Annotated in this window: 8 protein-coding genes; 4 read left to right on the top strand and 4 right to left on the bottom strand. The window is 62.2% G+C overall.

What is annotated here, in order from left to right:
- Window positions 1-129: 129 nt before the first annotated feature.
- The 3 genes from GTP55_RS22000 to GTP55_RS21990 all read right to left on the bottom strand — a co-directional run bounded on the left by GTP55_RS22000 (window position 130) and on the right by GTP55_RS21990 (window position 2641).
- Complete coding sequence (locus GTP55_RS22000; RefSeq protein ID WP_229258099.1) at window positions 130-1083, bottom strand: hypothetical protein; 954 nt, start codon at window positions 1081-1083, stop codon at window positions 130-132.
- 93 nt (window positions 1084-1176) lie between these two features.
- On the bottom strand, window positions 1177-1548 hold the full coding sequence (locus GTP55_RS21995; RefSeq protein WP_161046970.1) for a DUF8785 domain-containing protein: 372 nt from the start codon (window positions 1546-1548) through the stop codon (window positions 1177-1179).
- A 34-nt stretch (window positions 1549-1582) separates the two neighbouring features.
- Entirely contained in the window at window positions 1583-2641 is a 1059-nt protein-coding gene (locus GTP55_RS21990) for a DUF475 domain-containing protein (protein WP_161046969.1), read from the bottom strand.
- A gap of 106 nt (window positions 2642-2747) precedes the next feature.
- Here GTP55_RS21990 and GTP55_RS21985 point away from each other — a divergent pair, with 106 nt between their 5' ends.
- From GTP55_RS21985 to GTP55_RS21970, 4 genes are all read left to right on the top strand, one after another.
- Window positions 2748-3170 carry a divergent PAP2 family protein gene (locus tag GTP55_RS21985; RefSeq protein WP_161046968.1) on the top strand — a complete coding sequence of 141 codons (423 nt, stop codon included), beginning with the start codon at window positions 2748-2750 and terminating at the stop codon, window positions 3168-3170.
- A 215-nt stretch (window positions 3171-3385) separates the two neighbouring features.
- Window positions 3386-4552: an efflux RND transporter periplasmic adaptor subunit gene (locus GTP55_RS21980; protein ID WP_161046967.1), complete on the top strand. Its 1167-nt coding sequence runs from the start codon at window positions 3386-3388 to the stop codon at window positions 4550-4552.
- A 14-nt stretch (window positions 4553-4566) separates the two neighbouring features.
- Window positions 4567-7800, top strand: coding sequence for an efflux RND transporter permease subunit (locus tag GTP55_RS21975; protein WP_161046966.1), 3234 nt, complete (start codon window positions 4567-4569; stop codon window positions 7798-7800).
- Window positions 7801-8150: 350 nt separating this feature from the next.
- Window positions 8151-9572: an OmpP1/FadL family transporter gene (locus GTP55_RS21970; RefSeq protein WP_161046965.1), complete on the top strand. Its 1422-nt coding sequence runs from the start codon at window positions 8151-8153 to the stop codon at window positions 9570-9572.
- 62 nt (window positions 9573-9634) lie between these two features.
- Here the strand turns inward: GTP55_RS21970 and GTP55_RS21965 are convergent, their stop codons facing one another.
- A complete protein-coding gene (locus GTP55_RS21965; protein WP_161046964.1) occupies window positions 9635-11035 on the bottom strand; it encodes an L-cystine transporter in 1401 nt (466 codons plus the stop codon).
- Window positions 11036-11112 lie beyond the last annotated feature (77 nt).

Genomic DNA, 11112 nt, shown 5'->3' with positions numbered 1-11112 from the left:
GGCCGTCATCGGCGCCGTCATGCATAAGCTGGCGCATTTCATTTACGGCGTCATCAAAACAAACAAGCCCTTTGACCCCAATTACCTGGCGAAAGGGCTTGCTATTCAAGACGGTATCTGACCCCGGGTTTAGAAGCTGTAGCCGAGGCCGATGAGGAAGAGGTCGGCGTCGCGGTGGTAGTCGGTGACCACGCGGTTCCACGTCGCTTGCGCCACCACGCGCTTGGCCAGGTGGTAGCGGCCGCCAATGCTGATCAGCCCCGCCTTGTGCGAACGCTGGCCCTCGGCGTCCGGCACCTTGGCGTTGAAGTAGGGGCCGGCCCCCATGCCCAATTCAACCTTCTGATTCAGTGAACGGATCAACCACAGCTGCGTGGCCACGCCGTTGCGCTTGCTCTGCGGGGTGTTGCCTTCGTACAGCGCCGTCACGGTCCAGTCCACATAACGGCCTACGGCGCGCCGGTATTCCAGGCCCGCAATCGCGGCGGTCTCCGAACTGAGGCTGTTATTGATGCCCTGGCCAGCCATCAAGGTGATCGCTTCGTCCGTGGTCGGCCCTTCCAGATGCAGCTTGTCGCCTTTGACGCCGTTGAACTGGTAACCCACGCCCAGCATCAGCGAGGTGGTCGAGTCCTTGCCGCTCGGCGAGATGCGGTTGATCTGCACCTGGTTGTACCAGCGGCTGTCCGCATAGTGGTACGTCGCTTGCAGGCTGTAAATGGCCGCCCAGCCATGGTCGTTGGTGTACTTGGTGCTGCTGTCGCTGTGCAACTGGCTGGTATCGAAGTAGAAGTACTGGCCGGCGCCGGCGGCAACACTCCAGCCGGGCTGGTTGGGACCGCTGCGGACCCATACCTGGCCGGCCACGCCGTCGCGGTGGTGATCGATCGGGTGCCCTTCGTTGAGGTAGCTGACACTTAGCGCCAGGTATTCATGGACCGGATGGGTGTAGGAGGCACCGGCAGTGAAGGTGTGCTCGTTGGCTTCGTTGACCCGCAGTGTGCCGGCATAACCGGTTACTTCCTGGGCCGGCGCGCTCGCCGCAGCCGCCAGCGCCACAGCGCCGAATAGCATTCGTTGCATAGAATATAATTGATGTCCGGCAAAAGGGGGAGTTTACCGGAAATCAAAAAAAGCCGTCTGACAGTTGCGCAAAACGGTATTCTTGCCTTTGTGCTATGGCTGGATGGCGACTTTGGTAATGTAATACTCGGTTTCGCCGAAGCATTGGGTCGGCACGCCCTTATGCTGGGCATAGCTGAGGATGACGCGCTTGCCGGTGGCATTGGTCAGCTCTTTGGCCACCAGCGGGTCGCGCACGCTGAATTCAAACTTTTCCGGGATCGCGCCCGGCATCGAGGTCAGCAGGATTTCGCCTTCCCAGGTCTTGCACACCCAGCCGCGGGTGGAGAATTTCTGCAGGTAGCCGGCGCGCTCGCCGTCCGAGTACGAGATGTGCAGCATGGCCCAGGTGTAGGCGGCCATCAGCAGCACGGCCGCCGCCAGCAGGCCGAGGAAGGTGAGGATTACGCGTTTGGATGTGGTCATGGTGAGCCTGGTTTATGCAATGAAAAGGATGGTATCACGCGGCGTTGCGGCGCTTGTAGCGCACCGACGACCAGAGCGACACCGCGATAAACGCCACGCCGGACAGTCCGGTAAACCACTCGGGAATATGGTATTTGACGCTGGCGAGCATGATCAGTGCCAGGATGCCGATGGCGTAGTGCGCGCCATGCTCCAGGTAGACGTATTCATCCAGCGTACCTTTGTGCACCAAAAACACCGTCAGCGAGCGCACGAACATGGCGCCGATGGCCAGCCCCAGCATGATGACGACGACGTCGGTGGTGATGGCGAAGGCGCCGATCACGCCGTCAAAGCTGAACGAGGCGTCCAGCACTTCCAGGTATAAAAAGCCGCCGATGCTGCCCTTGGCCACGGCCGCCACGATTGGCGCCACGCCGGCTTCGGTGATGTCGCTGTCGTCTTCCGGCGGGTCTTCCTCCAGCAGCGAGCTGATCCAGCCGACCGCCAAGTAGACGATGACACCCACCACGCCGGCCGTCAGCACCTTGTATTGCCCGGCGCCGGGCACCAGCGACACGCAGGCGAACACCGCCGCCAGCGTCAGCAGCACCGCCAGACTTTCGGTGCCGTGCTGGCCGAGTTTTTCCTCGACCCAGCCCAGCCAGTGCAGTTCCTTCTGGTCGTCGAACAGGAAGTTGAGGAACACCAGCAGCAGGAAGGCGCCGCCAAAGGCCGCCACCTCGGCATGGGCGCCGGTCAGGTACTTGGAGTACAACTCGGGCGTGGTGGTGGCCATATGCCACACTTCCAGCAGGCCCAGCCCGGTGGCCATGGAGACGATCAGCAGCGGGAAAATCAGCCGCATGCCGAACACGGCCACCAGAATCCCGACTGTGAGGAACAGCTTGCGCCAGAATTCGTTCCAGTGGCGCAACACGGAGGCGTTGACCACGGCGTTGTCGAACGACAGCGACACTTCCATGATGCCCAGTACGGCGGTGATCCACAGCGCCTGCACCAGTCCGTTGACGCCACCGTGGCTGTAGCCCCACCAGCCGGACAGCGCCATGAGGATGAAGGTGACGATGAACGAGATTCTGAAGTGTTGCATGGTTATCTTTATTGAAATGAGAGCAAGGGGGATTTTATATTACTTGCTTCCGTCGCTGGGTTGCCATCTGCCATAATGTCGCCACAAAAATGTTAAGGATTTAACGATGGACATCGCTTACCTCGTCACGCCGCTGCTTACCTGGGTCACGGTGGGGCCGATCAAGTTCCTGATTAATAGTTTGAAAGCGCGCAAATGGGCGTTCAATCTGGTCGGCAACGGCGGATTTCCGAGCAACCACAGCGCCGTGGTGTCGAGCATGGCGACCCTGATCGCGTTGCGCGAGGGCATCGGCCATCCGGCCTTCGGCGTCGCGGTCACGCTGTGCTTTATTGTCATCATCGACGCCAACAGCCTGCGCCAGCACGTCGGCAAGCAGGCCGCCGCCATCAACCGCCTGGCCGAAGGCAACGACCAGCACAAGTGGCTGCGCGAGCGCATGGGCCACACGCTGGTGGAAATCGCCGGCGGCCTGGGCACCGGCATCGCCATCGGCCACCTGGTCCACGCGATTTTCGGCCGCGGCTGATCCTCCCGCCGGCCGGACGCTCTGTCCGGCCTGTCCGCCAAAGCGGACACTTTTCCCTTCCTGGCTTTACCGTTCATCCCCGTATTCGGCATTTCAGCCACAAATTCTGCCGTCCATCGCACTATGATTGACCTGATAACGTTGGTCGCGGATACTCCGTGCCCTGTAGTCTGGCTAAATTTTTAAGAAGCACTTAATAAATCTCGGAGAACTTTATGTTGCGTAAAACCCTGTTAGCTCTCGCCATTGCCTCTGCCCTGGTGGCTTGCGGCAAATCAGCCAAGGAGCCCGAGAAAGGAGCCAGTGCTTCCGCCTCGGCAACCGCAGCCAAGGACGAGAAAAAAGTGACCTTATTGATGTCGCCGGAAGACACGCTGACCATCGAGTCCGACGCGCTGGCGTCCGGCCCGGTCATCACCGGCTCGATCCAGCCCGAGCGCCGCGCCGATCTGCGCGCCGAAGTCGGCGCCATCGTGCTGCAGGTGCTGAAGGAAAACGGCGAAACCGTGAAAAAGGGCGATGTGCTGCTGCGCCTGGACGAGACCTCGATCCGCGACAGCCTGACCTCGGCCGACGAAGCCACCCGCGCCGCCGAGCAGACGCTGGCCCAGACCCAGCGCATGTACGAGCGCCAGAAAACCCTGCTGGCCTCCGGCATGGTCTCGACCACCGCGCTGGAAGACGCCGAAGTGCGCCGCAACAATGCCCAGAGCGATGTGGCGGCCGCCAAGTCGCGTTCGGTGTCGGCGCGCCAGCAGCTGACCCGCACCGTGGTGCGCGCACCGTTTGACGGCATCGTCAGCGAGCGCAAGGTGTCCAGCGGCGACACCGCCCAGATCGGCAAGGAACTGATCAAAGTGATCGACCCGTCCAGCATGCGCTTCGAGGGCATGGTCTCGGCCGACAAGATCGGCGTGGTCAAGCTGGGCCAGCCGGTGCTGTTCCGCGTCAACGGTTATCCGGACAAACAATTCAACGGCAAGGTCAAGCGCGTCGATCCGGCCGCCAATGCGGTGACCCGCCAGGTCGAAGTGCTGGTCGATTTTGCCGACAACGTGCGTCCCGGCGTGGCCGGCCTGTATGCCGAAGGCCGGATCGAAGCGCAGACCACCTCGTCGCTGATGATCCCGCCGTCGGCGCTGGTGCAGGCCGGCGACAGCAATTATGTGTGGCGCATCAAGAATGGCGCGCTGGCCAAGGTGCCGCTGAGCATCGGCACCCGCGACGAACGCACCGGCCGCTGGCAGGTGCTGAGCGGTCTGCAGTCGGGTGACATGGTGGTGCGGGTGCCGGCGTCCGGCTTCAAGGATGGCCAGAAAGTCGAACTGAGCACGCCGAAGGCGGTGGCCTCGGCCTCGACGCCAAAAGTGTCGGAAAAATAACAGGATAAATCGCCATGTTCCTTTCAGATTTTAGTGTCAAGAAACCCATTGCCACGATCGTACTGATCGTCGCGATGATGTGCCTGGGCCTGATGGCCCTGAGCAAGCTGCGGGTCAACCAGAACCCGGACGTCGAAGTGCCGTTCATCGTGGTGGCGATCCCGTATCCGGGCGCGTCGCCGGAGACGGTCGAGCGCGAGATCATCAACCGCGTGGAAAAATCGCTGAACTCGATTACCGGGGTCACCGAGATTAACAGTACGGCGGCCGAAGGCTCGGCCCAGATCCTGATCAAATTCACCTTCACCAAGAGTTTGATCGAGGCGTCGGACGAGATCCGCAACGCCATCGCGGCGGTGCGCTACAAGCTGCCGACCGAGATGCGCGAGCCGATTCTGCAGCGCATCGATCCGTCGGCGCAGCCGGTGATGCAGCTGGCGCTGTCGTCCAGCACCCAGACCCACGCGGAGATTTCGCGCCTGGCCGAAGACAAGCTGGCCGACCGCTTCCGCAGCATCGACGGCGTGGCCTCGGTCAACATCGACGGGTCGCTCAAGCGCGAGCTGAGCGTGCTGCTGAAGGCTGAGAAGCTGCGTGAATACAATGTGTCGGTAGGCGACGTGGTCAACGCGCTGCGCAACCAGAACGCCAACGCGCCGGTCGGCAAGGTGCGCGGCGAGCTGGACGAGAAGAGCATCCGCCTGGTCGGCCGCATCGAGCGTCCGGAAGAGTTCCAGCAAGTGGTGGTCAAGCGCAACGGCGACGAGCTGGTGCGCCTGGCGCAGGTGGCGACGATTGAAGACGGTTTTGCCGAAGTCAACAGCCTGAGCGTGCGCTCCGGCAAACCGAACGTCGGTATTTCGGTCACCCGTTCGCGCGATGCCTCGACCGTGACGGTGGCCAAGAAAATCCGCGCCATGTCGGTCGAAATGCAGAAGGAAATGCCAGCCGGCACCAAGCTGGAAGTGACCGAGGATGACGGCGAAAACGCCGAAAGCAGCCTGAACAACGTGATCGAATCGCTGGTGTTCGGCGCCGGCCTGACCATTTTCGTGGTGTACGCCTTCCTCAACTCGTGGCGCTCGACGCTGATTACCGCGCTGTCGCTGCCGACCTCGGTACTGGCGGCCTTCATCGGCGTCTGGCTGTGCGGCTTTACGCTGAACTTCATGACGCTGCTGGGCCTGTCGCTGGCGATCGGCGTGCTGATCGATGACGCCATCGTGGTGCGGGAAAACATCGTGCGTCACATGCAGCTGGGCGCCGACCGCCGCACCGCCGCGCTGAAGGGCACGGCCGAGATCGGCATGGCGGTGGCTGCCACCACCTTCTCGATCATGGCGGTGTTCATTCCAGTGGCCTTCATGCCGGGCATTACCGGTGAATGGTTCCGTCCGTTCGCGCTGACGGTGACCTGCTCGGTGGCGGTGTCGCTGGTGATTTCGTTCACGCTGGATCCGATGCTGTCGGCCTTCTGGGGCGATCCGCCGGATCACCACGATGCACCGCGCCGTGGCATCGAGAAATACTTCGCCAAGTTCAATCACTGGTTCGACCACCAGGCCAACCGCTACGGCAATGTGATCGAATGGGCGCTGCACCACCGCCGCGCGATGGGCATCATTGCGCTGGCCACGTTCGTGGCGGCGATCGGCCTGCAGGTCAAGTTTGGCGGCGCCAGCTTCGTGCCGGCGTCCGACTGGGGCACGATTGCGATCGATGTGCGCACGCCGTCGTCGTCGTCGCTGGAGTACTCGCGCCTGAAGCTGGAAAAGGCGGCGGTGATTGCGCGCGGCATCAAGGAAACCAAGGAAACCAATAGCTACGTCAACCTCAGCGGCGGCCGCATCTATGTCGATATCGGCAAGAAGACCGAGCGCAAGCGCGGTGCGATCGAGGTGGCCAAGGAATTGCGCGAAAAGCTGGCCGGTCTGGTCGGCGCCGAATACACGGTGCTGGACGACTTGAGCAATGGCGCCCGCAAGCCGGTGCAGATTGAATTCACCGGCGCCGATTCGCGCAAGCTGATGGAGATCACCAACGGCTTCATGGACCGCCTGCGCCGGGTACCGGGCGCGGTCGACGTCGGCCTGTCCGAGATGGATCCGAAGGACGAGCTGCAAATCGTGCTGAACCGTGGCCTGGCCAACTCGATGGGCATCGCCACCGGTGACGCGGCGCAGGCGCTGCGCGTGGCGTTTGCCGGTATCGAGGTGGGCGACTGGGTCGATCCGACCGGCGAGTCGCGCGACGTCGCCGTGCGCCTGGCGCCGGAAGACCGCACCAGCGCCGAGAACATCGAGCGCCTGCCGATTTCGGTGGTGGGCACCAACCAGATGGTGCCGCTGGACCAGATCGCTGAAGTGACGATGGGCAAAGGCCCGTCCACCATCAAGCACAAGGATGGCAAGCGCGTGATTACCGTCACCGCCAACGTCGAAGGCCGTTCGCCGGGCGAGGTGACCACCGACGCCATGAAACTGGTCAAGGATATCGACTTCCCGCCGGGCTATGGCCTGGCGCTGGGCGGCGCCGGCAAGGATATGCAGGAAGTGTTCGGCGCCATGGGCATCGCCCTGATCGCCGGTATCGGCCTGATGTACCTGATCCTGGTCATGCAGTTCGGTTCCTTCACGGCGCCGGTGGCGGTGATGCTGTCGCTGCCGCTGTCGCTGATCGGCGTGGTGCTGGGCCTGCTGGCCACCAACAGCACCATCAACCTGATGAGTCTGATCGGCGTGATCATGCTGATGGGCCTGGTGGCGAAGAACGCCATCCTGCTGCTGGATGCGGCGCGCAAGCGCCAGGAAGAGGGCTTCAGCCGCGAGGACTCGCTGATGTATGCGGGCCGCATGCGTCTGCGGCCGATCCTGATGACCACCTTCGCGCTGATCGCCGGGATGTTCCCGGTGGCGCTGGGGTTGGGCGAGGGCGGCGAGTTCTACCGTCCGATGGCGATTGCGATTATCGGCGGCACGATCACCTCGACCTTGCTGACGCTGCTGATGGTGCCAACCTTCTATGACAGTATCGAGATCAAGAAGGATAGCGCCATCGTCAAGCTGCATCGCCGCGCCGAGCGCTTCGGCATGATCCTGGCCGTGCTGTCGATCGTGGTCGAGTTCCTGCTGTTCCTGGTGCTGCTGCGCTTCGTGTTCCGCTCGGTCATGTGGCTGGTGCGCAAGGTGTTCGGCAAGGACAAAAATCCGCCGGCGCCACCGGTGGAGGCCGAACGCAAGATTGCTTGAGTGTAATTAGCACTTAATCAAAAGAAAGGGCCTGCAGGTAATGCGTTAAGTTAAGCGCCGTCGTTCCCGCGCAAGCGGGAACCCATGCCGCGTTTGCCCAGCAAACGTCCTATGGATTCCCGCTTGCGCGGGAATGACGATGTGAATTTCAGCTTAACTTAACTGCATTAGGCCTGCGGGCCCTTTTTTTGCGCCGGCAGTGCAGAGCAACTGCTCGGTTTCAAGGTTTTAATTAGTATTCGCACTCTAACGTCTTGCCTTTTTAATTGTTTTATTTGTGTAGTATGCTGCTGGCCTTCCCGTACCAAAAGGCTATGGGACAAAAAAACCATTCATAAAGCGAGACTGCTATGCAACCCAAATATCTCCCCCTGATCATTGCTGCCGCCCTGAGCGCCATTTCCGTGGGCGCCAGCGCGTCCGGCTACCGTTTCGGTTCGCAGAGCGTGGCCGGCCAGGGCACGGCGGACGCCAACGGCGCCGAAGCGGCCGATGCCTCGACCATTTTCTACAATCCGGCCGGCTTGAGCCGCCTGGACGGCACCCAGATCAGCGTCGGCGCCACCGTCGTGGTGCCGCACTCGACCTACAACGACACCGGTTCGACCCACTTCACCGGCGCGCCGACCAACGGCACCCCGGCCAACGATTACGCGCCGAACGCGGTCACCGCGCCATCGCTGTACATCAGCAAGAAGCTGAACGACCAGTGGGCGGTGGGCATGGGCCTGTACGTGCCATACGGCGCCAAGCTGGACTACGGCAACACCTGGAGCGGCCGCTACGCGCTGTCCAACATCAAGCTGGAGTCGGTGACGCTGAATCCATCGGTGTCGTGGAAAATGAATGAACACCACGCGTTCGGCTTCGGCATCGACGCCGAATTCATGAAGGCCGAACTGGGCCAGGCAGTTGACGTGCCTGGCTCGATCGCCGCCCTGTCGAGCGGCGCCGGCGCCGCGCAAGGCGCCGTGCTGATCCGTCAGATCGCTGCCCTGGGCGGCAATCCGGCGCTGCTGCGCACGGCGGGCGATGCGCACGGCTCCAACGACGGCAAGGACTGGGGCTGGGGCTTCAACCTGGGTTATATGTTCACGCTGGACGAGAGCACCCGCTTCGGCCTGGCCTACCGTTCGTCGATTTCGCACCAGCTGCGTGGCAGCACCGTGTGGGATTTCTCGAAAGTGACCACCGATCCGATCGTCAACCAGGTGCTGCAGGCGGCCTCGCACAAGGCCAACTCGGCTGCGCTGGTGTCGCTGCGCACGCCGGAGACGTTGTCGGCCAACGCCTTCCATCAGTTCAATTCGCAGTGGGCCGGCATGGCCGACGTCACCTTCAGCCGTCACAACCGCCTGGGCGACCTGGACATCCAGTTCCCTGGCACCACCGAAGGCGCGGAAGTGATTCGCCAGCACTGGAAAAACACCGTGCGCGTATCGCTGGGCGCGAACTATGCGTACAACGAAAACCTGACCCTGCGCGGCGGTATCGCGCATGACCAGTCGCCGGTGCAGAACGCCGAGCTGACCCACCCGGCGCTGCCGGACAGCGACCGCATGCAGTATTCGATCGGCGCCAACTGGAAGCTGAGCCCGCGTTCGTCGATCGACCTGGCGTACAGCTTCCTGGACTTCAAGGACGCCAACATCAACTACACCAACCAGTGCAACCCGCTGGCCACCAGCTGCACCGGCAACGGCGAAACCACCCGTGGCGTGTATCAGACTCACCTGTCGCTGATCGGTCTGTCGTACAACTACAAGTTCTAAGTTTTTTTAGGACGAAAAAAAAGGACCCTCGGGTCCTTTTTTTATTGCCTGGATAATTGCAATCAGGCGGCCTTGCGGTCGCTGTCGATGGCCGGTTCGGCGTCGCTGTTGAAGACCGCGATGTCGGTCTCGCCCATCATGCGGCTGGCGACCGCGCCGGCGGTGACCGAGCCGCTGACGTTGAGCGCGGTGCGGCCCATGTCGATCAGCGGTTCGATCGAAATCAGCAGGCCGGCCAGCGCCACCGGCAGGTTCATCGACGACAGCACGATCAGCGCCGCAAACGTGGCGCCGCCGCCGACGCCGGCCACGCCGACCGAACCGATGGTGATGATCGCCAGCAGCGGGGCGATAAAGCTGAGGGTGAACGGATCGATGCCGACGGTCGGCGCGATCATCACCGCCAGCATGGCAGGGTAGATGCCGGCACAGCCGTTCTGGCCGATGGTGGCGCCGAACGAGGCGGCGAAGTTGGCGATGCCTTCCGGCGTGCCCAGGCGCTGGCTCTGGGTCTGCACGCTCATCGGAATCGCGCCGGCGCTGCTGCGCGAGGTGAAGGCAAAGGTCAGCAGCGGCAGGATTTTCCTGGTCCAGCGCAGCGGATTCAGGCCCAGGCCGGAGACGATCAGCAGGTGCACCACGAACATCAGCAACAGCGCGCTGTACGACGCCAGCACAAAGTCGATCAGGTGCAGGATGTCGGTGTAGCTGGAGGTCGACACCACCTGCGCCATCAGCGCGAACACGCCGTACGGCGTCAGGCGCAGCACCAGGGTGACGATGCGCATCACGATGGCGTGCGCCACCTGGATGAAGCGCTCGAACGACGCGAAGATGTCCGGCTTCTTGTCATGGATGCCGCTGGCGGCAATGCCGATGAACACCGAGAAGATCACCACCGCAATGGTGGAGGTCTTGCGGCCGCCGGTCATGTCGAGGAAGGGATTGGCCGGGATGAAGCTCAGCAGCATGCTCGGCAGCGAAATCGCCTGTGCCGTCTCGACCTTGCCTTGCAGGTAGACGCCGCGCGCGATGTCGGCCGCCGAGGCGGTCAGGCCGACCGCGCTCAGGTGGAAGACCTTGGCCATCAGGATGCCGATGCTGGCGGCGATCAGCGTGGTGATCATCAAGGTGCCAATGGTCAGCGCGCTGATCTTGCCCAGCGAGTTGATGCCTTTGAGCTTGAGGATGGCGGAGATGATCGACACCATAATCAGCGGCATGATGATCATCTGCAGCAGTTTGACGTAGCCGCTGCCGACGATGTCGAGGTAGTCGCTGGTGGTTTTCAGCTCGGCCGAGCCGGCGCCGTAGATCGCTTGCAGCGCCGCACCGAGCAGCACGCCCAGCCCCATGCCGGTGAACACGCGCACCGAAAAGGAACCGTGCTTGCGCTGTTGCGCGTACAGCAGGCCGATCAGCGCCATCGCCGCCAGCAGGTTGAGGATCACATTTATCGCCATGGCTTGTTCCTTACTACTATGTTTGTAACCGATCGTGCATTTTATCTGTCCGCTTAAACTGTTTAGCGAATATTTGG

It is taken from the genome of Duganella margarita (assembly GCF_009857535.1).
Classification (GTDB): Bacteria; Pseudomonadota; Gammaproteobacteria; order Burkholderiales; family Burkholderiaceae_D; genus Rugamonas; species Rugamonas margarita.
Note: the sequence above shows the minus strand (reverse complement) of the source record. Positions and strands in the feature narration are given on the sequence as shown.